This is a genomic window from Ochrobactrum sp. S1502_03, assembly GCF_044435015.1.
Taxonomy (GTDB): domain Bacteria; phylum Pseudomonadota; class Alphaproteobacteria; order Rhizobiales; family Rhizobiaceae; genus Brucella; species Brucella chromiisoli.
Genome location: NZ_JAYEXN010000001.1, coordinates 356,817 through 381,428, shown reverse-complemented (window position 1 = coordinate 381,428; position 24,612 = coordinate 356,817). Strand labels below are relative to the sequence as shown.

The window sequence follows — 24,612 nt, the reverse complement described above, 5'->3', positions numbered from 1 at the left end:
AGCAAGAGCAAAAATGATCACCAACGTTCCGATCGGCGAAGCATCCAAAGCCAGCGGTGTGAAAGTGCCGACAATCCGTTATTACGAGCAAATCGGACTTCTTCCGGTGCCCCCGCGCACGCAAGGCAATCGTCGCCTTTATGACAATGCTGACATTCAGCGGCTGTTATTTATCCGCCATGCGCGCGATCTGGGCTTTGAGGTCGATGCAATCCGCACGCTTCTCGACCTTCAGGACAATCCCGACCAGTCGTGCGCTGCCGCTGATTCGATTGCGCGCACACGCCTGATCGATGTCGAAAATCGCATCGCAAAACTGATGTCTTTGAAAACAGAACTGTTACGGATGCTGGATTGCACGGCACATGGCCGCATCGACCAGTGCCGGGTTATCGAAATTCTCGGCAATCACGAGGGATGCCTTCACCCCAGCCACTGACACTATTTTGCCAGAAGTGGGATTTTCTGGATATGCTCTAACCTGATTGCGTGGAAGCCGCTTCTTTGCGCCGCGATAGAATCATGTCTTTTGCAGCAAGTGCTGCACCTGCCGTGATCAACAGGCAGGCGGCGAGGATGCGCATGGATGGTTGCGCCATACCGGCTGAAATAAGCACAAGCGTCGAAAGAAGCGGCGCAGCGTAACTTGCCGCGCCCAGCACCTGAATATTGCCGCGCTTCACTCCAAAATCCCAGGCATAGAAGGCCGCCCCTACTGGCAAAAGGCCAAGCGCCATAACACTGAGCCACTGCGTTGCGGTTTCCGGCCACACTGTCTGCTCAAGTGCCAGATGACAAATCAGCGATAAAACAGCCGTCGCCACACAGAACCCAGTCACAGCATCGGTTGGCACACTCGAAAAACGGCGGGAAAGCAGCGAGTAGCTGGACCATGTCAAAGCGCAAAGCGCAGCCATTGCATAACCAAAACTATAGCGGGCTTCAAAGCCGATACCGTCCCCTTTGCTTACAATGAGCGCCGTCCCGCCAAGCCCAAGAAGCGCGCCAACGATATGATACCAGCGCAGCCGTTCGCCCGGCATCAGGGCAGATCCGACCACAATCAGCAGGGGCCAGAGATAGGCAATCAGGCTGGCATCGACCGCTGGCGCATTTCGGAGTGCTGTAAAATAAAAAAAGTGGTAACCAAACAGACCAATCACGCCGACAAGCCAGACGATTGGCGGCTGACGCAGATGTTTGATGGCCCCCGGCCGCCACAGCCATGAAATGAGACCGATGGATGCGCCAATCGAAAACGTCATGGCTGAGAGTTGGAAAGGCGGAACCTGACCGGAACCCGCAGTAAAAAGCGCCAACAGCGCCCACATCGCGATAGCCGAAAAACCGATCAGCGTTGCCAGCTTCATAATGAATCCCCCATTTGCGGGATCACATGCGCGTCTTACGCCGTCTTTTGCGTCCCGTTACCTTATCTTTTCAAATCGCGTAGCTTCGATCTTCAGCGTCCCCAGCTGTGTGCCGATGCGTGCCACGACGGGCGCATAAATACCGGAATGGCCCAAGGAAGCAAAAGAAATCGTTATCTTGCTGCGATTGGCAAGATAATCGATAGCCTTCTTACCCTTCTGATAGCCGGAAATCGGCACGAACTTTGCCGAGCAGATCACCGATTCGCCGGTAAAGCCCTTTGTGGTGAAGGATTCCGTGCCATTGAAACTCAATTTTAAATCGGCGCGCGTCTGCCCGTCAAAAACCTGAAGCGTACGATTGCACACAGCTTTGGGATCGTTGGTTGGAATCATGAGCGCGCTCAATGGATCACTGACATTCACCAGATCATTCGGTCCGCTCTCCACCCAGGGATCGCGCTTTTTGACCGGCGGCACATTTTCAGAAGCGATCACTTTGCCATCGGCAAAACGGATCATGGTGCTCTTATTTTTCCGCCCATGCTTGTAGGCGAGATCAAAAGCCGATGGCATGACCTTGCCCTGAGAGGAACTGCCACCGACATAGACCGTACCGTCGGTATCATCGAAAATCCGTGCAATGCCCGACGTTTTGAATCGTCCATTCACACCATAATTGGCACCCTTGACGATGGTTTCTATCGCTGAACGCGCAATAGAAAGACCAAACATCGAGATTTCATATTCGGTGCGATAGAGATCCTCAGCCCGGGCGCTGCTCATCGCAGATAGGCTCGCAATCGACAGCACAGTAAAAAAAGCGATTCCCCGCTCCCAAGCCTGCTTCTTCACCGTTTGTTCGAAATGCACCTGCTCGATCATGCAGATTTTCCTTTCGATTTATCAGCCCTGATAGCATTCACCCACATGAATGCTATATGGCAAATCCGAAACACATCTGCGAACCGATTCTGCTTTTCTGCCAGATGCGATTTTTATCTTTGAGCTTTCGCCTGTAGATCACTCCAAATCTGCTTTGGATTTTCGATTCATACCCACTGTCGAACAAGAAAAGCTGGCAAAGTTATGATCAGGAGGCGCAAAGGATACTGCAAACGACCGTAAATGCGCACCTTTCAAGCTTCAAAGCGGAATCTGTCTTGACTGTTTTCTCTCCTGTCACTATAGAAACGCGACTTTCCCAATAGGCCGCCTGTCCGAGATCGCGCGCCAGCAGCAGCAAACTGCTATGATTGCTTTGAATTCGGACATTCGGGTCGGGGCCTGAGAAACAAAAATTTGAAGGTGAGACCAAAATGTCCCGCGCTTGTGAATTGACCGGCACTTCGGTCCAGTACGGCAACAATGTAAGCCACGCAAACAACAGAACGCGTCGTCGCTTCCTGCCAAATCTCTGCAACGTTACGCTGATGTCCGAAGCACTCGGCCAGAGCTACCGTCTTCGCGTTTCCGCTTCTGCTCTGCGTTCGGTTGAGCATCGCGGCGGCCTCGACGCTTTCCTCGTCAAGTCTGACGACAAGGAACTCTCGCAGCGCGCGCGCCTGCTGAAGCGTCAGATCGTGAAGAAGCAGGCTGAAGTTGCTGCATAAGCAATCAGCTTTTTAAGTTTTGACAAAAAAGGCTGACAAACGTCAGCCTTTTTTGCTGGTTCCATCACCCAGGATAAAAAAATGCCTATGACAGGTTCTTCCTTTGCCCGGTTGATTCCGGCCATTTTTTGCATGTGCGCAGCGGTTGCTGCCTCCAACATTCTTGTCCAATATCCGTTTGAGCATTTCGGCCTTGGCGAGCTGCTGACCTATGGCGCTTTCACCTATCCGGTGGCCTTTCTCGTCAATGACCTCACAAATCGCCGTTTTGGACCCGCAGCAGCGCGCAAGGTCGTCTATGCGGGGTTTGTGCTTGGTGTCGTCATGTCGATCTGGCTTGCCACGCCACGCATTGCCATTGCTTCCGGTTCGGCATTTCTGATCGCACAATTAATGGACATCACTGTCTTCAACCGCCTGCGCCAGAAAACATGGTGGAAAGCACCTTTTGCCGCCGCCATGTTCGGCTCCGTTGTCGATACGGTGCTGTTCTTCTCCATCGCCTTTGCCGCGCAGTTTGCATGGATTGACACAATAACGGGCATGCCCGATTCGTCGCTTGCGGAGCCTGCCTCACTCCTTGGACTTGGCGTCCCGCTCTGGGCTTCACTGGCGTTCGGCGACTTCTTCGTGAAGGTTGTGATGGGAACGCTGATGTTGGTGCCCTATGGTGCCATTCTGGCGATTTTCGCGCCAGCGCTTTATGCCCCTGACAGGCTGAACACGACCAAGCGCTGATCGGAAACATGCCGGTCGGCGTACTGCCTTCACGTTCCGTTTATCTGAATGAAAATCAATTTCATTGCAGTGTTTTCATATCTATATACAGCACTCCGATAAGTCGGCACGAATGATATGCCGACTATCTTTTCTGAATTCGGCTCCTATATTGTTCTCAATAATCATAATCTGCATGGATTTATTTCCATCGCGGGCTTCGTGATTTTGGTGGATATATTTATATTTAGATAAGGGTAATTTAAATGTCTATTAACAAAGAAAAACGTCCACTCGCCATCATCACCGGCGCAAGTTCCGGCATCGGCCTTGCCAGCGCAAAAATGTTTGCGGATCGCGGCCACCCCTTGCTCCTGCTGGCGCGCCGTCTTGATGCGATGGAAAAGCTCAACCTGCCCAACACACTCTGCAAGTCCGTTGACGTGACCGATCGAAAGGCACTTGTGGCGGCAGTTCAGGAGGCCGAAGCAAAATTTGGCCCCGCCGATGTCATTGTCAACAATGCCGGTGTGATGCTGCTGGGCGATGCAACCAGGCAGAATCCCGATGAATGGGACCGCATGCTTGATGTGAACGTCAAGGGCCTGCTCAACGGCATTCATGCAGTCTCAAGCGGAATGGTCAAGCGCAAGCACGGCACCATCATCAATATCAGCTCGGTGGCAGGTCGCAAGACCTTCGCCAATCATGTGGCCTATACGGCCACGAAATTCGCCGTACACGGGCTTTCTGAAAACTTGCGTGAAGAACTCTCTCCGCATGACGTGCGCGTCGTGACAATCGCACCCGGTGCCGTTGAGACCGAGCTTCTCAGCCACACCAGTGATACAGGCATCAAAGCCGGCTATCAGGACTGGAAGAAGAGCATGGGCACGCCCGTGCTTGCAGCAGACGATGTCGCGCGCGCCATCGTCTATGCTTACGATCAGCCGCAGGGTGTCTGCATTCGCGAAATCGTTCTCGCAGCAACCCGCCAGCAGGCATAATGGCATAAAAAAGGGGCCGGTCCGGCCCCTTTTATCGATCTGTATTTTATCGTTTTCCTGCGCGGCGGCGCCCCTGCCCTGCGCCACCTGCCCCTTGTTCTTCGAACAAAGAGGCAAGCTGCTCGGTCATAGCACCGGCAAGCTCTTCCGCGTCCACAATCGTCACAGCACGCTGATAATAACGCGTCACATCATGGCCGATACCGATGGCAATCAGTTCAACCGGCGAACGCGTTTCGATCTCTTCGATAACCGCACGCAAATGACGCTCCAGATAATTGCCCGGATTAACCGAAAGCGTTGAGTCATCCACTGGTGCGCCGTCCGAAATCATCATCAGAATCTTGCGCTGTTCAGGACGTGCCAACAGGCGCTGATGTGCCCAGATCAGTGCTTCGCCGTCGATGTTTTCTTTCAGCAAGCCTTCGCGCATCATCAATCCGAGATTGTTGCGCGCACGACGCCACGGCGCATCTGCGCGCTTATAGATGATATGGCGCAGATCATTAAGGCGGCCCGGATTGGACGGCTTGCCACGACCAAGCCAGGCTTCGCGCGATTGTCCGCCCTTCCATGCCTTGGTGGTGAAGCCGAGGATTTCGACCTTCACACCGCAACGCTCAAGCGTGCGCGCCAGAATATCCGCACAGGTCGCTGCAACCGTAATCGGGCGGCCGCGCATGGAGCCGGAATTATCAATCACCAGCGTCACGACCGTATCGCGGAAATCTGTATCGCGCTCCATCTTGTAGGAAAGCGGCTGCGTGGGGTCGATCACGATACGCACAAGACGCGCACTGTCGAGATAGCCCTCTTCCAGATCAAAATCCCATGAGCGGTTCTGCTGCGCCATCAAGCGGCGCTGCAAACGATTGGCAAGCCTGCCGACCACACCCTGCAAATTAGAAAGCTGTTTATCGAGAAAGCCGCGCAAACGGCTCAGTTCCGCCTCATCGCAAAGATCGGTGGCTTCGACTTCCTCATCGAATTCACGCGTGAAAACCTTGTAATCGACATGCTCGGCAAAATTGGCGAAGGGCTGGTTCTGACGGCGCGTGTCACCGGGCGTTTCCGCGTCGACATCTTCGCTGTCATCCATATCGTCAGAGGAAGCGTCCGTGGCTTCCATCTCGCCCTGCTCGCCCTCTTCGCTGGAATTATCCGATTCATCACTTTCAGCGGAATCAGAACCTTCCTGGCTTTCGTCTCCGCCTTCCTCGTTTTCATCCGGATCCGGCGTCTGTTCGTTGTTATCGTCCTGCTCGTCGCTTTGCTCTTCCTGCGAAAGCTCCTCAGCCATATCCATCGAAGCGAGCATATCGCGCACAGTGCGCGCAAAGGCCTGCTGATCTTCAATATTTTCACCAAGGCGGGTAAGCGTGCTGCCGGCCTTCTGTTCGATCCATTCGCGCCACAGATCAAGCACAGGCCCCGCTTCGGCTGGTGCTTTGCGCCCGGTCAGCTTTTCACGCAGCAGAAGCGAAATCGCTTCCTCTAGCGGCGCATCATCCTTGTTGGTGACAGAAGAGAAATTGGCGCGGGCATATTTATCCGCCAGCATCACCGAAAGATTTTCGGCAACCCCGGCCATCGCGCGCGCACCAATGGCTTCCACACGCGCCTGCTCAACCGCATCATAAATCGCACGCGCCTGTTTGCCTTCCGGCGCAAGGCTTGCGTGTATGCGCGCATTGTGGCGCGCCTGACGCAGCGCCATGGAATCACCCAAACCCCGCGTAACGGCAAGATCATGCGCCGTCGGGCGCTTTGGCAGTTCAGGCAGACGGGCACGATTGCCAGTCAGCGCCGGACGGTCATTGCTGAAAGCCACTTCCAGCTCGTTCTCGCCGGAAATAGCGCGCATGGTCGCCGTCATCGCTCGCTTGAACGGTTCGGAATCCACCGGTCCGTTTTTACGCTCGCGCGAATTATCGCCTATTGCTGACTTCTGGCCCGACATCTGCCTATCCTGACTTCACAACACAACACCGCCGCCCGGTCTGGGCGGCAGGCATTATCCAACCTTATGCCAATACGATATTGGCAGCAGATTCTGGAAGTTCCTCACCGAAAGCACGCTGATAAAACTCAGCCACAGTCTGGCGTTCAAGCTCATCACACTTGTTGAGGAAGGTCAGGCGGAATGCAAAACCGACATCATTGAAAATGGCAGCATTTTCAGACCAGGTAATGACAGTACGCGGGCTCATCACGGTCGAAAGATCGCCATTGATGAAAGCCTGGCGGGTCATATCGGCCACGCGCACCATCTTGTTGACGATCTCACGGCCTTCCGCATTCTGATAATGCTTTGACTTGGCAAGAACGATGTTCACTTCGTTATCATGCGGCAGATAATTCAGCGTGGTGACGATCGACCAGCGGTCCATCTGCGCCTGATTGATCTGCTGCGTGCCGTGATAAAGGCCGGTCGTATCGCCAAGGCCAACCGTGTTGGCGGTGGCAAACAGGCGGAACGCCGGATGCGGGCGGATGACCCGGCTCTGATCAAGAAGCGTCAGACGGCCCGAGGTTTCCAGAACACGCTGGATCACGAACATAACATCCGGGCGACCGGCATCATATTCATCGAAAACCAGCGCGACATTGTGCTGATAGGCCCAAGGCAGAATGCCGTCCTTGAATTCGGTAACCTGCACACCGTCCTTGACGACAATGGCATCCTTGCCGACGAGATCGATACGGCTGACGTGGCTGTCGAGATTGATGCGGACACACGGCCAGTTGAGACGGGCTGCAACCTGTTCAATATGGGTCGATTTACCCGTTCCGTGATAACCGGAAACCATCACGCGGCGATTATAGGCAAATCCTGCCAGAATTGCGAGCGTCGTCTGACGGTCGAAAATATAATCCGGGTCCGTTTCCGGCACATAGGAATCGCCCGCCGCATAGGCTGGCACACGCATGTCGGAATCGATTCCAAACACGTCGCGTACCGAAACCGTTGTATCCGGCAAATTGGCTATATCCCGCTCAACCTTGTTCATCATGCCTCCAAAGCAGCAGGACTATCCCACCGCGACATTCAAATTCGATCAGGGAGCCTTGCGGTGAACCGGATGACGCCCTTCTGTTTCGTTGCGGGCATCCGTAATCGCATCCGCGCAAAAGCGCAGTAGATGAATGTCCGTCAGGGCATGGTCACGCCCTGATACTCGGCTTATAAAGCCCAGACAGGCTTTAGCAAAAACCTGCCGTCTTGAGCAATTGATAAGCCTGAATGACCTCACGAAATCTTTCTTCCGACCCGCGGTCACCACCATTTGCATCGGGATGGTGTTGCTTCACAAGTTCTTTATAGCGTGCCTTAATCATATCGCTAGTCGAATTTGCTTCAAGACCAAGTGTCGAAAGCGCTTTTATTTCCAAAGTACGCGGTTTGCGCGGTGCATTGCCCGCCGAGGCCGCTTTCGCACCCCGCACGAAGCCAAATGGATCGCGCATACGATTCTGATAGGCCGCAGACCCGGAACGACGCGTCGCCATATCAGGCGACGTGCGCGCAGACCCTGTCGAATTGGATGCGGTTGACCAGGTCGGACGATTGCCGATAATCGCATCCTTCTGGAACTTCGATATTTCCCCATCGGAAAGACCGGAGAAATAATTGAAATTCTTATTATATTCGCGGACGTGATCCACGCAGAAATGCAGATACTCACCCTCGCGCATACGCCCAACCGGCGCACGATGCGTACCAGGCTTATCGCAACCATCCCATTGGCAGCAGGGACCACTGGACTTCTTTTCCGCTTCCTTCTTGGGACGGATGCGGATGCTGTCGAAAAGTTTTGAGTGCGTTGTCATCGAATCAGATTATGCGAATTAAGAGTGGCTAAACAAGAATTGACATTTCGTCCCGAATGGTTTTGGCCATGACTTCAGGGCAAAATCGAATACAGATTGCAATTCCTGTGCGGATTTGCCCCACCGATTGTCGCCGGGGCGACGTCTATATGAGGCACAGCGTCTATATGGGGAGAACTGGCCCAAATGTCCATTCACAATAGCAAACAATCTTCGATGGAAGCAAAACTGCGTGCAGCTTTTGCACCCGAAAGACTTGAAATCATCAATGAAAGCCATCTCCATGCCGGCCATCATCACGAAGATCGTGGCAATCATGAGGTCTATGACGGCACCGGCGAAACACATTTTCGCGTGCGCATCGTGTCCGAAGCTTTTGCAGGCTTAAGCCGTGTTGCACGCCACCGCGCGATCAATGAGCTTCTGAAGCAGGAGCTGGATACCGGCGTTCATGCGCTGGCATTGGAGCCATCCGCTCCCGGTGAAGCCACACGCCGCTGATCGTCCTTATGCCTGAACCTTAAGCCATTTGCGCAAACGCCCCCGCGCATTGGCATAGGGTGAGGATGTATTGAACTGGATCATCCGACCCAGCGTATAGTTCTCATACCATTGAACGCCATATAGTTCGGCGTCTGTATGCGCCGCGATGAGCGCGACCAGCGCATTTTTCGCAGCTTCAAAGCGCAAAAGCAGGTCTAAAAAAGCCAGCGTCTCATAGTCACGGTAAAATTTTGCGGCAAGAGCGCCAAGTTCATTCCATTTAAAGCCCGTTTCTGGAAAATCGACCGCAAGCCGCTGATTACGGCGCTCACACCATTTAAGCACCAGCTCGTTCCATCCGACCAGATAGGCAACAAGATCATGCACGCTCATCAGCGTGCCCTTTGCATGGCCTTCCATGGTCTTTTGCATGGCCTGCTCGGGTTTTACACGCGCAAGATCAAGCTTGAGCCGGGCATAATTTGTTTCAATTGCCGCAAGCAGTTCCAGTTTATTTGAGGGCACAGCCATCAGGCGGAAAGACGCTCTTTCAGGAATTCCAACACCGCGGCAGGCGGTACGTCCTTGGCAATGAAAGATTGGCCGACACCGCGCGTCAAAATGAAGGTGAGTGCACCGCGCGCCACTTTCTTGTCCTGCGCAATGAAATCCATCAGCTTTTCAGCATCCGGCAGACCGCCCGGCACGTCATTGAGCGTGGTCGGCAGGCCAACGGCCTTCAAATGCGCTTCGACACGTTCTGCATCCTCAACGCCGCAAAGGTTCATCTTGACCGAAAAACGATGCGCAAGCGCCATACCGATGGCAACACCCTCGCCATGCACCAGACGGCTTGAATCGTAACCCGTTGCCGTTTCAAGCGCGTGACCAAATGTATGACCAAGATTAAGCAGCGCACGATCGCCATTCTCACGCTCGTCACGTGCCACGACCGCAGCCTTTGAGCGGCAGGACTCAGCAATGGCTTGCGCGCGCGCAGCCCCCCCTGCAAAGACGTCCTGCCAGTTCTTTTCAAGCCAGGCAAAGAAATCCGGGCGGTCAATCAGGCCATATTTGGCCACTTCCGCATAGCCTGCACGAAATTCACGTGGGCTCAGTGTATCAAGCACCTGCGTGTCGGCCAGCACCAGCTGCGGCTGATAGAAAACGCCAACAAGGTTTTTGCCATATTGCGTGTTGATGCCGGTCTTGCCGCCAACAGACGAATCCACCTGCGCAAGCAACGAGGTCGGCATCTGAACAAAATTCATACCGCGCCGCACGATACCGGCTACAAAGCCGGACAGATCGCCCACAACACCGCCACCAAAAGCCACGACCGCGTCACCACGCTCAAGCCTTGCGGCGAGCACAGCATTGGTCACGGTTTCCAGGGTCGAAAAGGATTTCGATTTTTCGCCGGGCGCCACGATAACAGGCGTGGATTCGATGCCCACACGTGCAAAACTTTCCGTCAAAGCTTCCAGATGTGCCTTGGCTACACTCTCATCGGTGACGATAGCCACACGAATGCCCGGCAGGCGCTTTGCAACTTCTTCACCCGCGCGTGCAATCAGACCTTTTCCGATCAGAATGTCGTAAGATCGCTCCCCCAGCGAGACCGGAACTGTCACACTGTCGGCGTTTAAAGAGGCACTCATGCAAATCGTCTCCCAATGCATGTCGTGGAAAAGTGGAAACCGGTTTTCCGATAACAACATGCGTAAAACAACAAATTAGAGCAAGCGTGGCATGTATGATCAGGCCCGCCACGCCCTATCATCAGGCCTGGCCCTTGCTCAGATGCGCGATCAGCGTATCGATCAACTCTCCCGCAATCACTTCCTTCTTATCGTCCCGCGTCATCACATGCAGATCAGCGAAAGCATAAACAGGATAACGGACCTCCATCAGCCGCTGCATCACGCCGCGCGGATCGTCATTTTTCAAAAGCGGGCGGTTCTGACGGCGCGAAACACGGTCCATCAGCACGTCAAGCTCAGCATTCAGCCAGATGGAAACACCGGCATGCGCAATCGCCTCACGGGTTTCGGCATTCATATAAGCGCCGCCGCCGGTCGCCAGAATCATCGGGCCATCATCGAGAAGCCGCAGGATCACCCGGCGCTCCAGATCGCGAAACTCTGCTTCACCATAGGTTTCAAACAGTTCAGGGATGCTCATGCGCGAAACGGTTTCTATTTCCGTATCCACATCGCGGAAAGGCAGACCGAGCATCGTTGCCACTTTACGACCGACTGTCGACTTGCCTGCACCCATCAGCCCAACAAGAACAACCACTTTTGTGCCAAGAAGCCGGCGAACGGCATCTGCCTTGTCGTTAAGATTTGTCTGATTTGCTGTACTGCTCATTGACCTCGTCCATTTATATCGGTTCCACATGAAAAACCGTGCGGCGTCAATTGCTTTCGTCGTCTAAAATGAACCGAAGAGGGCTTTTTATGCATAGAAACAGCCCGTCGCTGCTTTCGTAACACCCCTCCTTGCTTTCGTATCAATAGCACAGCATAAACGCACCATGCCCACGCTGACGCGCATTCTTCTGTTGCTCGCTGTCCTTGCTGCCATTGTCTATGGCGCAATGTTTTCCCTTGCCAATTTTGTAAAACCCACAACCCACGAAATAACGGTGGAGATTCCATCGTCGAAACTCAAACAGACCGTGGTGGCACCACCTGCGCCTGCAACACCGGATGACCAGCAGGCAACAAGCGAAGCGGGACAGGAATAAGATGCGTGCTTCACTGGCGATTGAAAATTTTCTTGAAATGATGAGTGCGGAACGCGGCGCTGCAAGCAACACGCTTGAATCCTACCGCCGCGATCTGGAAGCTGCGGCTGATGCGATGAAGACGCGTGGCGTCAATCTGGCAGAAGCCAGAACTGACGATATCCGTAATGTTCTTGATGGCATGTCGAGCGAAGGCTTTGCCGCCACCTCTCAAGCGCGGCGTCTTTCAGCGCTCAGGCAATTTTTTCGTTTTCTTTATGCCGAAGGCTTTCGGCAGGATGATCCAACCAGCATTATCGATGCCCCCAAAAAGCAAAAGCCGCTGCCAAAAATCATGAGCGTCGAGAATGTCGGGCGTCTTCTTGATCGCGCCGAACGTGAGGCGAAAGAAGCAACAGAGCCATCGGAACGCATCAAAGCCTTGCGCCTGCATGCACTGCTTGAAACGCTTTATGCAACAGGATTGCGTGTCTCCGAACTTGTCGGTCTTCCGGTGAGCGTTGCGCGCACCGATCACCGTTTTCTGATCGTGCGCGGCAAAGGGGCGAAAGATCGCATGGTACCCTTGTCGCAAAAGGCGCGTGAGGCTTTGCAGGCGTTTCTGGCACTGCGCGATTCCCTGCCCGGCTATGATGACAACCCGTGGCTCTTCCCAGCTTTCTCCGAAAGCGGCCATCTGGCGCGTCAGGTTTTTGGCCGGGAACTGAAAAATCTTGCTGCAAGAGCAGGGCTTTCAAGCGCCTCCGTCTCTCCGCATGTGCTGCGCCACGCCTTTGCCAGCCACCTTTTGCAAAACGGCGCAGACCTGAGAACCGTACAGCAATTGCTTGGACATGCAGACATTTCGACCACCCAGATTTACACCCATGTTCTGGAAGAAAGACTGCATAAGCTGGTAACTGAACATCATCCGCTTGCCGATTAAACGCTCTGCGGGTAAGAGGATTTCAGAAAAATTTGCAAGATGCGCGCGAAGTTAATATGTAAGACGCCGTAAAACAGCCGTTTTCTGGCATGTTTTATGCCCGATATCTCTGGAAACGCACAATAGTCAGGCCCGATGTATAACTATCTCGACTTTGAAAAACCCGTTGCCGACCTCGAAGGCCAGATCCTTGAGCTGAAAAAGCTCGCACAGGAACAGGGCAGCGTCGAGATGAGCGACGAGATCAGCCGTCTTGAGAAACGCTCGGCCGATGCACTCAAGGATATTTATCGCAAGCTGACGCCATGGCAGAAGGCGCAGATCGCCCGCCATCCTGATCGTCCGCATTGCCTCGAATATATCAGCCAGCTGTTCACGGAATTCACGCCACTGGCCGGCGACCGTCAGTTTGCCAATGACGAAGCCATTCAGGGCGGCTTTGCCCGCTTCAATGGCCTGCCCGTTGCCATTCTCGGTCAGGAAAAAGGCTCCGACACCAAGACCCGCCTCAAGCATAATTTCGGCTCGGCGCGTCCGGAAGGCTATCGCAAAGCCGTTCGCATTATGGAAATGGCTGACCGTTTCCAGCTTCCCCTCATCACTTTTGTTGACACCGCCGGCGCCTATCCCGGCGTAAGTGCTGAAGAACGCGGACAGGCGGAAGCCATTGCACGCTCCACGGCTGAGTGCCTCAAGCTGCGCGTGCCCGTCATCTCGATCATCATCGGTGAAGGCGGTTCGGGCGGCGCCATTGCGATTGCTGTCGCAAACCGCGTCTATATGCTCGAACATTCAATCTATTCGGTGATTTCGCCTGAAGGGGCAGCTTCCATTCTCTGGCATGATTCCACCCGCGCCAAGGATGCAGCCTCGAATATGCGCATTACCGCGCAGGATTTGTTTGATCTTAAGATTATCGACGGCATCATTCCTGAACCGCTCGGCGGCGCGCATCGCGGTAAAGATGCCGTTATTGCGGCGGCCGGGGACATCATCACCGCCTCATTGCGTTCGATGAAGGATGTTGACGGCGAAACGCTCAAACAGGAGCGCCGTCAGAAATTCCTCGATATCGGCCGTAATATTTAATTTACCATAAAATTCAAAAACTTGCTCCGGCGCAGCCCAAACTGCGCCGGATTTGCATCATGCCGCTATTTCCGCCATATTGCGGACACGCTGTTTTTTAGGTATTTGAGCAAGGATTTATCAACGATACCGAAAGGTTTTGTTGTTAATTTGCGAAGACTGAAAAGTCAGATTTCGAACAGGCTTGATGCGATATGAAGATCAGAACCGCACTTTTGGGAACTCTCATGGCATCCGCTTTGCTGGCGGGCTGTCAGGGTTCGTCCGTTTCCGATCTCAGCCTGCGGGCTGAAAAGCCGCTTCCGCAAAAGATCATTGCCAAGATGCAGGCAAAGGGCATGACCCGCACATCGCCGGTTATGGTGCGCATTTTCAAGGAAGAAGGCGTGCTTGAAGTCTGGAAGCAGAAAAACAACGGCAAGTACGACCAGATTGCATCTTACGAGATTTGCAAATGGTCCGGCAAGCTCGGTCCAAAGTTCATCGAAGGCGATCGTCAGGCGCCAGAAGGCTTCTACACCGTGCGCCCGGCTCAGATGAACCCGAATTCGCAATATCATCTCGCCTTCAATATTGGCTTCCCCAATGCCTATGACCGCGCCCATAACCGCACCGGTCAAAATCTGATGGTGCATGGCGCGTGCTCGTCATCGGGCTGCTATTCAATGACCGATGACAGCATCAGCGAAATTTACGCTTTCGGCCGCGACGCCTTTAAGGGCGGGCAGCGGGATTTCCAGATACAGGCCTTTCCGTTCCGGATGACTGCCGCCAATATGGCGCGTTACAAGAACGATCCGAATTACGGCTTCTGGAAAATGCTCAAGCAGGGCTACGATTCTTTCGAAGCGACGAAGGTACCGCCGAAGGTTGACGTTTGCGAAAAACGGTATGTCTTCAACGTACCGACACCAAACGGCCAGCCGCTTTCGGCAACCGACGCCTGCCCGCCTTCAGCAACAGCTGAATCGATGGCTTATACCTCGTCTTATGAAAAGACGTTCCAGTCCGCTTTCAGTGCAGCGCAGAAAAAGCCGGCACCATCCATTCAGGGCATCACGGAAGCGAAGCTTGTTTCGGCCTGGAGTGCGGCACGTGCACGTGGCGAAAAAGTAACGCGGGAACCGCCTTCGCTTTCACCAAGCTCGGCAGAAACCCCGAACGCACCGGATATTGCGCCAGCGGCAACGCCGATCTCGGCTGCGCCAACCACGGCTATTGCGGCAACGCCAGCAGTCGCCACCAACCCGGTTCAGGCGGCCAATGTGCCAGTGCCACAGCAAAACCCGGCCAATGTTTCGCCAATGACCACGGCAAGCACTGTTACAGACACCGTTGCGGCTAAAGCGCCTGAAAAGAAAAAAGCCTGGTGGAAGCTCGGCGGAAACTAAAGCGCAATGCGTGAAGAGATAGCTGTCTATGACTTAAGGGGGCTTAAATGCCCTCTTCCTGTTTTAAAAACCCGCAATCGCCTGCAAAACATGGCCTCTGGTTCGCTTCTCTGGGTGGAAACAACCGACCCTTTGTCGGGCATTGATCTTCCGCATTTCTGCACGCAGGAAGGCCACGCTCTGATCAAACAAGAGCGTGACGAAAAACTTTACCGTTTTCTCATTCAGAGAAAATAATCAGCGCGTTGAAAAGCCCGGAATAGCCAGTGGATTGTCCATCATTGCTGCCCGATCCGGGCGATCAATCCCCGCTTTGCCAAGAAATGCATCGAACAGTTCACGCACGTAACTCTCTGGCAAATCCTTGACGATCATCACCAAAAGCGTCTCATGCTCATCCTTCGGCCATTTTGGCAGACGAGCAGGCGGGTGGAAAATCTTCTGCACACCATGGATGACCAGCGGACGATCCGGGTCTTCGGCAATCTGCACAATGCCTTTTACGCGCAACAGCTTCTCGCCATGGGTTGAGCGCAGCAGATCAAGAAACATCTCGAATGTCGAAAACGGAATTGGGGCCTTGTGCCGCAGCGAAAAGGAACGGATCGCATCATCGTGGTGATGATGATGGTGGTCATGATCGCAATCAGGGCCGCACACATGGTCATGGCCATGATGATGGTGCGAATGGTCATGATCGTGATGATCATCATCTTCATAGGCTTCTGCATTCAGCCAGTGCTGCACATCTGCCGTCTTGGTTTCAGGATTATAAAGGCCGCATTCAAAGAGTGCAGCATAACCGGTGCGCGCATCAGAGGCTTCCAGAATGTCCGCACCCGGATTAAGCAGCTTCAATCTTGCCCTGAGTGCTGCAAGCCCGGCCTTTGCTTCGGGCATATCCGCCTTGGTAATGATAATGCGATCGGCCATGGCAGCCTGCTTGACCGCTTCCTCATGATGATCAAGCGTCGCCATTCCATTGACGGCATCAACGGTTGCAAGCACACCGTCAAGGCGGAAAGCCTGCATCAAAACAGGATGCCCCATGATCGAATGCAGCACCGGAGCCGGATCGGCAAGGCCTGTTGTTTCGATGATCACGCGCTTCAATGCCTTGATACGACCTGTCTGAAGACGATCAATCAGATCGGCCAGCGTATCCACCAACTCGCCACGCACCGTGCAGCACAGGCAACCATCGGCAAGCTCGATCACCCCTTCACTGGCTTCTTCAACCAGCAGATGATCAATGCTCACTTCACCAAACTCGTTGATAATGACGGCCGTATCGGTCAGCGCCGGGTCTTTGAGCAGACGATTGAGCAACGTTGTCTTGCCCGAGCCAAGAAAGCCGGTCAGTACAGAAACAGGGATTGGATGCGACATGATACGATCTTAATTGATTGAGGCGGCGGCACGCTGTGGGCGTGGCATCGGTACAGGAACCTGCGAAATATCAAGCTGGCCTACGCGGGTAATCTTTGCAGGCGGCGCGGAAACAAGCCCAACCTGAACCGGAACAGGCTCACGGGTCATCGCATGGATATAAGGCGAATTGAGCTGCAAATGCCCCTCGACATCACGGCCATCCCAGCGATCAGCCATGGCCTGCTGGCTGCAGATCGTCTTGCGCATATCCACCGCCTGATTGACGGCACTGCTGGCTGGCGGCACCATCGATCCTAATGTCGGCACACCGGCACCATTGCTGCGAAACGCATCCGTCATAAGCTGTGCAGCCTGCACAGCACGGGTTTCCTGACGGTCGGCCCCAAGCACAACGGCCAAAATAGTGCGTCCCTGACGTGTTGCGGAACTGGCAAGATTAAAGCCCGATGCACAGACAAAACCGGTTTTCATCCCATCAGCACCATCGAAGCGGCCGAGCAGAATGTTGTAATTGGCCTGTGGCTTCTTGCCGTCACCCGCATCAATCGCTTCTGTATTGAAATAATGCGCATATTGCGGAAACTCACGGCGCAGTTGCACGCCAAGCACAGCAAGATCGTGTGCGGTCGAATAATTGTTCGGATCATGCAAGCCATTCGGATTGGCAAAATGCGACCCGGTCATGCCGATGCGCTGCGCTTCCGCATTCATGCGCTTGACGAAACCGGCTTCGCTTCCGCCCACGGCTTCCGCAACGGCCACGGCCACATCATTCGCCGACTTTACCAGCATGATCTTGAGCGCATTATCGAGCGTCAATACCGACCCCGGACGATAGCCCATCTTGCTCGGCGGCTCTTTCGAAGCATTGACGGTCATTTTAACAGGCGATTCAAGCGTCAGCTGACCCGACTGAAGCGCGCGAAACGTGACATAAGCCGTCATCATCTTGGTCAGCGAAGCCGGATACCAGCGCTGGAAAGGATCCTGCGCAGAATAAACCTTGCCGGTCGCCACATCGACAGCAATCGATGGATTGGCCAGAGCAGCCGACAAAGTCAGGGCGGATAAAACCGCTGCTGCACCCAGGATTTTCAACGACTTCGCGATCATTTGTAGTTCCAATCAGCAAGGGCCTTAAAAGCCTGCGAATATATCAGTCAAAAAGCAAGATTTGCACTGCTCTTATCTATGCCATGTGGCAACCAAAAGGCAAATAGCGCATGCGCGGAAAAGTGGGAACCGGTTTGCCGATAACGCATGCGTGAGGAATAATCCCTGAAGCGCCAGGCGCTTTAGGGATTGCCCGCTTTCACCGAAACGTCATATTCTCCCGACATCTGCTTATTGAGAATCTCAGGATATTTCCGAAATGCCAGTGCTTAATCGTGTCGTCGAAACTGAAAGCCAGATCGCCGCATGGCGCCGCCATCTGCATCAGAACCCGGAACTGCTTTATGATGTTCACGAAACGGCGCGTTTTGTGGAAGAAAAGCTGAAATCTTTCGGCTGCGATCTGGTTGAAACCGGCGTTGGACGCAGCGGCGTCGTTGCGGTCATCAAGGGCCGCCATGGCGATGGTCCGGCCATTGGCCTGCGCGCCGACATGGATGCGCTGCCGATCACCGAGACCAGCGGCGTTGAATGGGCATCCAAAAATCCGGGCAAAGCGCATTCCTGTGGCCATGATGGTCACACATCCATGCTGCTGGGCGCTGCACAATATCTGGCTGAAACCCGCAATTTCCGCGGCTCTGCTGTTGTGCTGTTCCAACCGGCTGAAGAGGGTGGCGCTGGCGCGCTGGCCATGGTTGAAGATGGCGTGATGGATCGCTTCGGCATTTCGGAAGTCTATGGCGTGCACAATCTTCCGGGCCTTCCTGTTGGCCAGTTTTCGATGTGCAAAGGCCCAATCATGGCCGCAACAGACGAGTTCGACCTGTTCATCACCGGACGCGGCGGCCATGCAGCCCAGCCGCACCGCACAATTGATCCGATCCTTGCCGGGTCGCAACTGCACCTTGCCATTCAGGGCATTGTGGCGCGCAATATCGATCCGCTCGATTCTCTCGTGATCTCGGTCACGAAGTTTCATGCGGGCGAGGCCTATAACGTCATTCCTGAAACGGCCAAGCTTTCGGGCACCGTGCGAACCTTGAGCAAGGAAACCCGCGCCTATGCAGAGCGCCGCATTCGTGAAGCGGCAGCGGGCATTGCAGCTGTGACCGGTGCAGACATTACGGTTCGCTACAAAAACAACTATCCTGTCACCTATAACCACGCCGAGCAGACCGATTTTGCGGCGCGCGTGGCAAAAAATGTTGCAGGCGAAGGCAAAGTGAAAACCGATGTCGCGCCGATGATGGCCGCAGAGGATTTTTCCTACATGCTGGAAGCACGCCCCGGCGCTTATATCTTCCTTGGCAATGGTGACACGCCCGGCCTGCATCACCCTGCCTATGACTTCAACGACGCAGCCATTCCTTATGGCGTGAGCTATTTTGTGTCGGTGATTGAAACCGCGCTTGCCGCCTGACGTCGAGAGCATTTGATGTTTTGAGTGAATCGCTGAAAATGCTCTTTTTATTAAGAGAAAATGCGCCTCCCCCGCTTTTTGCGGGGTTGGCGAATGGCACGAAAAACAGTATGTGTCGAAAAATGCTTAGCTTAGAGCGCATCCCGAAACGGGCGAAGCGGTTTTCGGATTAAGATGCGCGTTGAATAGTTATTTTGAGCATTCAGATTGCTGGTCCCGTAGCTCAGTAGGATAGAGCGCAAGATTCCTAATCTTGAGGCCACTGGTTCGAATCCAGTCGGGATCACCACCGTTTCCTCATCCTTCATAGGGCCAATTGGCTTGTGAAAACACACCGCCATCGACCCATAAAGTTTGCCCGGTTACAAACTGCGCGGCATCGGATGCAAAAAACAGCGCTGGACCACAAATATCATCCGCAGTGCCCACCCGTCGCAGCGGCGTAATGCGGCTCCATGTGCCTGCATAATCCGGCTGCTCCTGTGCTGTGCGTTCGTTGAGAATAGCGCCGGGTGCCACGCAGTTCACCCGAATGCCGTGTGGGCCCAGTTCAACCGCGGAAACCTTGGTGAACTGCTCGATACCACCCTTGGAGGCCGTATAGGAAACCAGTTTCGGAAAAGCCAGTTTGTTGCAGCCAGAGCCGATATTAATGATCGATCCGCCCTTGCCCACATCGATCATCCGCTTGGCTGCGGCCTTGGTGTTGAGAAAACAGCCCTTCATATTGGTGCGGATAACATCGTCCCAGCCCTCTTCGGAAAGCTCCAGCAAGGTGCTCCATACCTGAATACCGGCATTGTTGATCAGCACATCCGGCGCATCGCCATACCAGCTGCAAACCTCGTCAAAGAACTCTTCAACCTCCGCGCCAAGACCCACATCGCATTCAAGCCCAAGTGCCTGACCACCAGCCGCTTCAACCGCCTGCATCAATGTGTCTGCCGTATCAACATCACCCCGGTAGCTGAAAGCAACCGCATATCCCGCTCTGGCCAGAGCCAGCACGAGATGCCTTCCAATGCCGGTGCTTCCACCTGTGACGACTGCAAACCCACTCATAAAATTCCCTCCCAAAGAATATCGAAAAGGAATTTAATCAAAGTTCGGCAATGGTAAAGCTGAGAAATTGGAAATATCAATTTTCCCGAAAGAGGAGAGCAAGATGAACCCCGATATTGAAACTGCCAATGGCGCCTGCCACTGCGGAACGGTTCGCTTTCGTGTGAAGCTTTCCGATGGTCTTCACACGGCACGCCGCTGCACCTGCTCCTATTGCCGGATGCGCGGCGCTGTCGCCGTTTCTGCCGAACTCAATGGCGTTGAAATTCTGGAAGGCAAAGAGGCGCTGACGCTCTATACATTCAACACAGGAGCCGCGAAGCACTATTTCTGCTCGAAATGCGGGATCTACACCTTCCACCAGCGCCGTTCAAACCCACAGCAATATGGTGTCAACGTTGCCTGTCTCGAAGGCATTTCACCCTTCGACTTTGCCAGTATTCCGGTCAATGATGGCGTAAACCACCCATCTGACAATCCGAAGCGCAAAGGGTCTGGCATTGCTGGCTATCTGCATTTTGAGCCAGTTGTGGATGAAGATTAAATCCTTGATCGCCGCTTCTGTTCATTTTTCTCCCATGAAAACACAAAAGGCGGCAGCGGGTCGAGACCGCGAATAATATCCGCACCCTTTTCGCCGACCATGATGGTCGGCGCATTGGTGTTGCACGACGGAACACGTGGCATGATCGAACTGTCGCACACCCGCAGACCTTCAAGACCGCGTACTTTGAGCTCCAGATCGACAACAGCCATCGCATCTGTCCCCATCCTGCAGGTGCCGACCGGATGATGATCGGTCTTGGCATTGGCACAGGCATAATCGAACAGATCATCATCACTGACGACCTTTGGGCCCGGTAGACGCTCGGCCATGACATAAGGTTTCAATGCATCCTGGCTCAGGATTTCGCGCGCGATCTTCAGGCCTTCCAGCGACATTTTGCGATCATGCGGATCGCTCCAGTAATTGGGGTCAATCAGGGGTGCTGCAGCCGGATCACTGGAAGCCAGCCGCACGGTGCCACGCGAGCGCGGATGCAGATAAGCGGAATTAAGCGTGACGCCTGCATTTTTGAGCTTCTCAACACCCGCCTCAATGCCCGAACCAAGCCCCAGATGAAACTGGATATCCGGTGAGCGGGCATCCGGGTCCGCATACCAGAAGCCGCCGGTTTCAAAGAGGCTCGATGCCACCGGGCCAGAGCGCAAAAAGATATATTGCAAGCCCGCGCCCAGCGTCCGGTGCAATTTCACCACGCCATCATAGGTGTGATCGCCCGTACATTCGGCAATGACAAACAGATCAAGATGATCCTGCATGTTCTCACCCACACCCGGCAGATCATGTTTTACATTCACGCCCACTTTTTTAAGATGATCGGCAGGGCCGATGCCCGATTGCAGCAGAAGTTTTGGTGAACCAATGGCACCGGAGGAGACAATCACCTCGCGGTTTGCGCGCAAAACCTCGCCGCTCATCAGCGTAACACCGGTGACTAGGGTGTTTTCCAGATTGACCGCGCGCACCGGCGCATTCATCCGCACGGTCAGATTTTTGCGATCCCTGATCGGTGTGAGATAAGCAAGGGATGCCGACGAGCGACGGCGATTGCGCTGGGTGAGCTGATAAAAACCGACGCCTGCCTGATCACGACCATTAAAATCCGCATTATACGGAATGCCGAGTTCTTGACCCGCGCGGATATAGGCATCACAGATAGGCAGCGGCGCTGAAGGCATCGAAACGCCAAGCGGCCCGCCATAGGAATGAAAATCATCGTTGAACCGCTGATTGTCTTCAGCGCGTTTGAAATAGGGCAACACATGGCGATAGTCCCAGCCGGTACAGCCGTCCTCATTCGCCCAGAGATCATAGTCGACTGCATTGCCACGCGTGTAAATCTGCGCATTGATGCTGGATCCACCGCCGATGACTTTTGCCTGCGTATAGCGCAAAACACGATTTTTCAGATGTTTTTGCGGAACGGTCTCCCAGCCCCAACTGGCCACCCCCTTTGTCATCTTGGCAAAACCGGCAGGCATGTGAAACAGCGGATTCCAGTCGCTTCCACCGGCTTCCAGCAGCAGCACTTTTATCGCTGCCTCTTCACTCAATCGATTGGCGAGAACACAACCGGCAGGACCGCCACCAACGATGATATAGTCATACTTCATGCGTTTCTCCTCCCGAGAAACTAAAGCTTCGCAATCGACAGGCCGCCATCGACATTGATCGCCGAGCCTGTCGCAAAAATGAAATCGCCACTGGCAAGTTGCGCCACAATCGCACCGACATCGCCTGCCTCTCCCCAGCGTTTCATCGGCACCAGACCGCCTTCGATCAGTCCGTCATAACGCTCGGCAACACGCGCTGTCATATCGGTGCGGATGATACCAGGACGCACCTCAAACACGCCGATCCGTGCTTCGGCAAGACGCAGCGCTAGCCCCTGCACGAAAGCTGTCAGTCCCGCTTTACTGATGCAGTAATCAAGCCTTTCGGGCGAAGTCATCACCGATGAAACCGAACTGATCGTCACGATACTGCGCGGAAAACGCACATCCGTCACCGCCAGCATGGATTTCACCACCGCTTGCGTAAAAAACACTGTGCCGCGCAGGTTCACGCTCATAATCGTGTCGAAATTCTCAAGCTTAAGCCCAAGAAAATCCCCGCGCTCGACTGAGCCCATGCCAGCATTGTTGACGAGACAATCAATGCCACCCAGCGCCTTCACTACGGCTGAAACCGTCGCTTCATGCGTTTCGACACAAGCCAGATCGCTTTCAAAGAAAACCACCCTTCCCCCAAGCCCGCGCAATTCATGGATGACCGCCTCGTCACGCTCTCGGTCGGTAATCGCCAGATCGAACCCTTTGGCGGCCAAGGCGCGCGCGATGCCAAGCCCGATCCCGCGCCGCCCGCCAGTCACCAGTGCCACTGGTCTTTGACGGTTCATAGGAGCCTCTCCCGGTTCAGGTAATCAGCAACGCGCAGAGCCTGCGCGGCAATGGTCAGCGCAGGATTGACCGCCGCCGAAGTCGGCAGAAATGACGCATCGACCACGTAGAGATTGGGATGGTCATAAGCACGGCAATAAGGATCAAGCGGCGCAGTTGCGGAATCATTGCCAATCCGCACCGTGCCGCATTGATGCGATGGTGTTCGCCTGTCGAACGCCCGCGACAGCACGATTGGAAACCCTGCCTGCTTGAGCGCAGATTTGAGCTTATCAACCAGCATCAGATGCGCCTTCCAGTTGGAACGCACCCAATGCAGAACGATGCGATCACCATCCACGCTCAAGCGACTTTCCGGCGATGGCAGATCTTCGCTCATCGCGTAAAAATCAATCGTATGCCCGGCAATGCGGTTTAAAAGCCATTCCGGCACCTGGCGCATGTTGGATTTCAGGATCGCGCCCGACACCCGCCCCAGCAACTGCACATTGCCAAGCGGCGGCCCACCCGCCCCATCGCTTAGATAGTAATCGTTGAAGCCAAAGGTCTTCTGATAAACGCTGTCATTGCGATAATGCGGATCAAACCCAATCACCGCACTGGCATTGTGGTTCATGAAATTGCGACCGACCTGATCGGAACGGTTCGCCAGTCCCGAACGCAGCAAAAGCGCTGCCGACTGCACGGCTCCCGCTGAGAGAATGACCAGCTTTGGATGCAGGACCAGCGCCTCGCCATTCTTCACATAATGAACTTCTGTAATGGTTTTACCATCGGGCCCGGTTTCAAGCTTTATTACCCGCGCGGATGTTTCAAGCCGGACATTCGGATGTTTAAGCGCTAGTGCTAACGGACAAGTTTCCGCATCCATTTTGCCGTCATTGCTGTTGGGATGCGCATCCCACGGCGTTTTGGCCTTCGCCAGCCAGCGATCAATATCAACGCCCAATGGCAAGGAAGCCGGATGCAGCCCTGCTTTCTTCAGCCGTGCGCGCAGATCGGCAATCGGACGTTCATCCCGGATTGCCGGATAGGAATAGGGCTTTGAATGATAGGGTTCAGTGGGGTCATCACCCAATTCACCGCGCACCTGAAAAAGCTCTTCCGCCTTGCAATACCAGGGCTCAAGCGCGTCGTATGAAAATGGCCATGCGGGAGACACGCCTTCCAGATGCACCAGCTCCTCAAAGTCCTCGCGCCGATAGCGCACCAGCACTGCGCCATAGAATTTGGAATTGCCGCCGACATTGTAATAATTACCGGGATTAAACGGCGTACCATCCGTCTCATACCAGAACTCTTTCGGGCGAAAGAAACCACGCTGGAAAATAGCGCGCGGGTCGCGGTTTTCCGGCCTGTCCGGCAAATGCTCCCCTGCCTCAAGAATAAGGATGTCAGCACCTGATGCGCTCAGACCGGCGGCTATGCTAGCACCGCCGATACCCGATCCGATGATGACAATATCCGGCTGTCCTCCCAA

At 54.3% G+C, this 24,612-nt stretch carries 26 protein-coding genes and 1 tRNA gene; 13 read left to right on the top strand and 14 right to left on the bottom strand.

Going from position 1 to position 24,612, the window contains the following annotated elements:
• The first annotated feature begins 16 nt into the window (after nt 1-16).
• The gene (locus VBH83_RS01795; RefSeq protein ID WP_265983800.1) at nt 17-439 is read left to right on the top strand and encodes a helix-turn-helix domain-containing protein; all 423 of its coding nucleotides are present in this window, start codon (nt 17-19) and stop codon (nt 437-439) included.
• 37 nt (nt 440-476) lie between these two features.
• On the opposite strand, the gene VBH83_RS01790 is transcribed toward VBH83_RS01795, so the two are convergent.
• Nucleotides 477-1,370 (bottom strand): DMT family transporter, encoded by an 894-nt coding sequence (locus VBH83_RS01790; protein WP_265982390.1) that lies wholly within the window; start codon nt 1,368-1,370, stop codon nt 477-479.
• Nucleotides 1,371-1,427: 57 nt separating this feature from the next.
• Entirely contained in the window at nt 1,428-2,255 is an 828-nt protein-coding gene (locus VBH83_RS01785) for a DUF3108 domain-containing protein (RefSeq protein WP_265982391.1), read from the bottom strand.
• A 434-nt stretch (nt 2,256-2,689) separates the two neighbouring features.
• Between VBH83_RS01785 and rpmB the strand changes: the two genes are divergently transcribed.
• From rpmB to VBH83_RS01770, 3 genes are all read left to right on the top strand, one after another.
• Nucleotides 2,690-2,983 (top strand): 50S ribosomal protein L28, encoded by a 294-nt coding sequence (gene rpmB / locus VBH83_RS01780; RefSeq protein ID WP_265982392.1) that lies wholly within the window; start codon nt 2,690-2,692, stop codon nt 2,981-2,983.
• Between the two features lie 81 nt (nt 2,984-3,064).
• Complete coding sequence (locus VBH83_RS01775) at nt 3,065-3,721, top strand: queuosine precursor transporter (RefSeq protein WP_396996049.1); 657 nt, start codon at nt 3,065-3,067, stop codon at nt 3,719-3,721.
• A 245-nt stretch (nt 3,722-3,966) separates the two neighbouring features.
• Nucleotides 3,967-4,707: an SDR family oxidoreductase gene (locus VBH83_RS01770; RefSeq protein WP_265982394.1), complete on the top strand. Its 741-nt coding sequence runs from the start codon at nt 3,967-3,969 to the stop codon at nt 4,705-4,707.
• 46 nt (nt 4,708-4,753) lie between these two features.
• Here VBH83_RS01770 and cobT read toward each other — a convergent pair whose 3' ends face one another.
• The 3 genes from cobT to VBH83_RS01755 all read right to left on the bottom strand — a co-directional run bounded on the left by cobT (nt 4,754) and on the right by VBH83_RS01755 (nt 8,538).
• Nucleotides 4,754-6,667, bottom strand: coding sequence for a cobaltochelatase subunit CobT (cobT, locus tag VBH83_RS01765; protein ID WP_265982395.1), 1,914 nt, complete (start codon nt 6,665-6,667; stop codon nt 4,754-4,756).
• Between the two features lie 64 nt (nt 6,668-6,731).
• The gene (gene cobS, locus VBH83_RS01760; RefSeq protein WP_265983802.1) at nt 6,732-7,718 is read right to left on the bottom strand and encodes a cobaltochelatase subunit CobS; all 987 of its coding nucleotides are present in this window, start codon (nt 7,716-7,718) and stop codon (nt 6,732-6,734) included.
• Between the two features lie 193 nt (nt 7,719-7,911).
• The gene (locus VBH83_RS01755; protein WP_265982396.1) at nt 7,912-8,538 is read right to left on the bottom strand and encodes a J domain-containing protein; all 627 of its coding nucleotides are present in this window, start codon (nt 8,536-8,538) and stop codon (nt 7,912-7,914) included.
• Between the two features lie 186 nt (nt 8,539-8,724).
• Between VBH83_RS01755 and VBH83_RS01750 the strand changes: the two genes are divergently transcribed.
• A complete protein-coding gene (locus VBH83_RS01750; protein WP_265982397.1) occupies nt 8,725-9,039 on the top strand; it encodes a BolA family transcriptional regulator in 315 nt (104 codons plus the stop codon).
• Between the two features lie 6 nt (nt 9,040-9,045).
• Here VBH83_RS01750 and VBH83_RS01745 read toward each other — a convergent pair whose 3' ends face one another.
• The 3 genes from VBH83_RS01745 to VBH83_RS01735 all read right to left on the bottom strand — a co-directional run bounded on the left by VBH83_RS01745 (nt 9,046) and on the right by VBH83_RS01735 (nt 11,394).
• Nucleotides 9,046-9,552: a ClbS/DfsB family four-helix bundle protein gene (locus VBH83_RS01745; protein WP_265982398.1), complete on the bottom strand. Its 507-nt coding sequence runs from the start codon at nt 9,550-9,552 to the stop codon at nt 9,046-9,048.
• Entirely contained in the window at nt 9,552-10,682 is a 1,131-nt protein-coding gene (gene aroB / locus VBH83_RS01740) for a 3-dehydroquinate synthase (RefSeq protein WP_265982399.1), read from the bottom strand. Before aroB ends, VBH83_RS01745 begins: the two co-directional genes overlap by 1 nt.
• 121 nt (nt 10,683-10,803) lie before the next feature.
• Nucleotides 10,804-11,394 (bottom strand): shikimate kinase, encoded by a 591-nt coding sequence (locus VBH83_RS01735; protein ID WP_265982400.1) that lies wholly within the window; start codon nt 11,392-11,394, stop codon nt 10,804-10,806.
• Nucleotides 11,395-11,560: 166 nt separating this feature from the next.
• Between VBH83_RS01735 and VBH83_RS01730 the strand changes: the two genes are divergently transcribed.
• The 5 genes from VBH83_RS01730 to VBH83_RS01710 all read left to right on the top strand — a co-directional run bounded on the left by VBH83_RS01730 (nt 11,561) and on the right by VBH83_RS01710 (nt 15,415).
• The gene (locus VBH83_RS01730) at nt 11,561-11,773 is read left to right on the top strand and encodes a hypothetical protein (protein WP_265982401.1); all 213 of its coding nucleotides are present in this window, start codon (nt 11,561-11,563) and stop codon (nt 11,771-11,773) included.
• Between the two features lies 1 nt (nt 11,774).
• Nucleotides 11,775-12,698, top strand: coding sequence for a site-specific tyrosine recombinase XerD (gene xerD / locus VBH83_RS01725; protein WP_265982402.1), 924 nt, complete (start codon nt 11,775-11,777; stop codon nt 12,696-12,698).
• A 135-nt stretch (nt 12,699-12,833) separates the two neighbouring features.
• The gene (locus VBH83_RS01720) at nt 12,834-13,787 is read left to right on the top strand and encodes an acetyl-CoA carboxylase carboxyltransferase subunit alpha (protein ID WP_265982403.1); all 954 of its coding nucleotides are present in this window, start codon (nt 12,834-12,836) and stop codon (nt 13,785-13,787) included.
• Nucleotides 13,788-13,981: 194 nt separating this feature from the next.
• The gene (locus VBH83_RS01715) at nt 13,982-15,178 is read left to right on the top strand and encodes a hypothetical protein (RefSeq protein WP_396996044.1); all 1,197 of its coding nucleotides are present in this window, start codon (nt 13,982-13,984) and stop codon (nt 15,176-15,178) included.
• A 6-nt stretch (nt 15,179-15,184) separates the two neighbouring features.
• Nucleotides 15,185-15,415, top strand: a complete 231-nt coding sequence (locus VBH83_RS01710; RefSeq protein WP_265982405.1) for a sulfurtransferase TusA family protein — start codon at nt 15,185-15,187, stop codon at nt 15,413-15,415.
• On the opposite strand, the gene VBH83_RS01705 is transcribed toward VBH83_RS01710, so the two are convergent.
• Together VBH83_RS01705 and VBH83_RS01700 are read right to left on the bottom strand one after the other, a co-directional pair.
• Complete coding sequence (locus VBH83_RS01705) at nt 15,416-16,567, bottom strand: CobW family GTP-binding protein (RefSeq protein ID WP_396996042.1); 1,152 nt, start codon at nt 16,565-16,567, stop codon at nt 15,416-15,418. It abuts the gene before it with no gap.
• Between the two features lie 9 nt (nt 16,568-16,576).
• Nucleotides 16,577-17,683: a D-alanyl-D-alanine carboxypeptidase family protein gene (locus VBH83_RS01700; protein WP_265982407.1), complete on the bottom strand. Its 1,107-nt coding sequence runs from the start codon at nt 17,681-17,683 to the stop codon at nt 16,577-16,579.
• A 259-nt stretch (nt 17,684-17,942) separates the two neighbouring features.
• Here VBH83_RS01700 and VBH83_RS01695 point away from each other — a divergent pair, with 259 nt between their 5' ends.
• Nucleotides 17,943-19,106 (top strand): M20 aminoacylase family protein, encoded by a 1,164-nt coding sequence (locus VBH83_RS01695; RefSeq protein ID WP_396996039.1) that lies wholly within the window; start codon nt 17,943-17,945, stop codon nt 19,104-19,106.
• Between the two features lie 212 nt (nt 19,107-19,318).
• Nucleotides 19,319-19,395, top strand: a tRNA-Arg gene (locus VBH83_RS01690).
• Between the two features lie 8 nt (nt 19,396-19,403).
• Here VBH83_RS01690 and VBH83_RS01685 read toward each other — a convergent pair.
• Nucleotides 19,404-20,168, bottom strand: coding sequence for an SDR family NAD(P)-dependent oxidoreductase (locus VBH83_RS01685; protein WP_265982410.1), 765 nt, complete (start codon nt 20,166-20,168; stop codon nt 19,404-19,406).
• 103 nt (nt 20,169-20,271) lie between these two features.
• On the opposite strand from VBH83_RS01685, the gene VBH83_RS01680 reads away from it, so the two are divergent.
• Nucleotides 20,272-20,712 (top strand): GFA family protein, encoded by a 441-nt coding sequence (locus tag VBH83_RS01680; protein ID WP_265982411.1) that lies wholly within the window; start codon nt 20,272-20,274, stop codon nt 20,710-20,712.
• Here the strand turns inward: VBH83_RS01680 and VBH83_RS01675 are convergent.
• Genes VBH83_RS01675 through VBH83_RS01665 form a run of 3 tightly spaced genes read right to left on the bottom strand, consistent with a single transcriptional unit; the run spans nt 20,709 to nt 24,612 of the window.
• Nucleotides 20,709-22,346 (bottom strand): GMC family oxidoreductase, encoded by a 1,638-nt coding sequence (locus VBH83_RS01675; RefSeq protein ID WP_265982412.1) that lies wholly within the window; start codon nt 22,344-22,346, stop codon nt 20,709-20,711. The genes VBH83_RS01680 and VBH83_RS01675 overlap by 4 nt on opposite strands.
• 20 nt (nt 22,347-22,366) lie before the next feature.
• Nucleotides 22,367-23,131, bottom strand: coding sequence for a 3-ketoacyl-ACP reductase (locus tag VBH83_RS01670; protein ID WP_265982413.1), 765 nt, complete (start codon nt 23,129-23,131; stop codon nt 22,367-22,369).
• The gene (locus VBH83_RS01665) at nt 23,128-24,612 is read right to left on the bottom strand and encodes a GMC oxidoreductase (RefSeq protein ID WP_265983803.1); all 1,485 of its coding nucleotides are present in this window, start codon (nt 24,610-24,612) and stop codon (nt 23,128-23,130) included. Before VBH83_RS01665 ends, VBH83_RS01670 begins: the two co-directional genes overlap by 4 nt.

Bases quoted from the DNA above. Each gene is read 5' to 3' on its own strand.
- VBH83_RS01790 (WP_265982390.1), bottom strand. From the start codon at position 1,370: ATGAAGCTGGCAACGCTGATCGGTTTTTCGGCTATCGCGATGTGGGCG.
- VBH83_RS01785 (WP_265982391.1), bottom strand. From the start codon at position 2,255: ATGATCGAGCAGGTGCATTTCGAACAAACGGTGAAGAAGCAGGCTTGG.
- rpmB (WP_265982392.1), top strand. From the start codon at position 2,690: ATGTCCCGCGCTTGTGAATTGACCGGCACTTCGGTCCAGTACGGCAAC.
- VBH83_RS01775 (WP_396996049.1), top strand. From the start codon at position 3,065: ATGCCTATGACAGGTTCTTCCTTTGCCCGGTTGATTCCGGCCATTTTT.
- VBH83_RS01770 (WP_265982394.1), top strand. From the start codon at position 3,967: ATGTCTATTAACAAAGAAAAACGTCCACTCGCCATCATCACCGGCGCA.
- cobT (WP_265982395.1), bottom strand. From the start codon at position 6,667: ATGTCGGGCCAGAAGTCAGCAATAGGCGATAATTCGCGCGAGCGTAAA.
- cobS (WP_265983802.1), bottom strand. From the start codon at position 7,718: ATGAACAAGGTTGAGCGGGATATAGCCAATTTGCCGGATACAACGGTT.
- VBH83_RS01755 (WP_265982396.1), bottom strand. From the start codon at position 8,538: ATGACAACGCACTCAAAACTTTTCGACAGCATCCGCATCCGTCCCAAG.
- VBH83_RS01750 (WP_265982397.1), top strand. From the start codon at position 8,725: ATGTCCATTCACAATAGCAAACAATCTTCGATGGAAGCAAAACTGCGT.
- VBH83_RS01745 (WP_265982398.1), bottom strand. From the start codon at position 9,552: ATGGCTGTGCCCTCAAATAAACTGGAACTGCTTGCGGCAATTGAAACA.
- aroB (WP_265982399.1), bottom strand. From the start codon at position 10,682: ATGAGTGCCTCTTTAAACGCCGACAGTGTGACAGTTCCGGTCTCGCTG.
- VBH83_RS01735 (WP_265982400.1), bottom strand. From the start codon at position 11,394: ATGAGCAGTACAGCAAATCAGACAAATCTTAACGACAAGGCAGATGCC.
- VBH83_RS01730 (WP_265982401.1), top strand. From the start codon at position 11,561: ATGCCCACGCTGACGCGCATTCTTCTGTTGCTCGCTGTCCTTGCTGCC.
- xerD (WP_265982402.1), top strand. From the start codon at position 11,775: ATGCGTGCTTCACTGGCGATTGAAAATTTTCTTGAAATGATGAGTGCG.
- VBH83_RS01720 (WP_265982403.1), top strand. From the start codon at position 12,834: ATGTATAACTATCTCGACTTTGAAAAACCCGTTGCCGACCTCGAAGGC.
- VBH83_RS01715 (WP_396996044.1), top strand. From the start codon at position 13,982: ATGAAGATCAGAACCGCACTTTTGGGAACTCTCATGGCATCCGCTTTG.
- VBH83_RS01710 (WP_265982405.1), top strand. From the start codon at position 15,185: ATGCGTGAAGAGATAGCTGTCTATGACTTAAGGGGGCTTAAATGCCCT.
- VBH83_RS01705 (WP_396996042.1), bottom strand. From the start codon at position 16,567: ATGTCGCATCCAATCCCTGTTTCTGTACTGACCGGCTTTCTTGGCTCG.
- VBH83_RS01700 (WP_265982407.1), bottom strand. From the start codon at position 17,683: ATGATCGCGAAGTCGTTGAAAATCCTGGGTGCAGCAGCGGTTTTATCC.
- VBH83_RS01695 (WP_396996039.1), top strand. From the start codon at position 17,943: ATGCCAGTGCTTAATCGTGTCGTCGAAACTGAAAGCCAGATCGCCGCA.
- VBH83_RS01685 (WP_265982410.1), bottom strand. From the start codon at position 20,168: ATGAGTGGGTTTGCAGTCGTCACAGGTGGAAGCACCGGCATTGGAAGG.
- VBH83_RS01680 (WP_265982411.1), top strand. From the start codon at position 20,272: ATGAACCCCGATATTGAAACTGCCAATGGCGCCTGCCACTGCGGAACG.
- VBH83_RS01675 (WP_265982412.1), bottom strand. From the start codon at position 22,346: ATGAAGTATGACTATATCATCGTTGGTGGCGGTCCTGCCGGTTGTGTT.
- VBH83_RS01670 (WP_265982413.1), bottom strand. From the start codon at position 23,131: ATGAACCGTCAAAGACCAGTGGCACTGGTGACTGGCGGGCGGCGCGGG.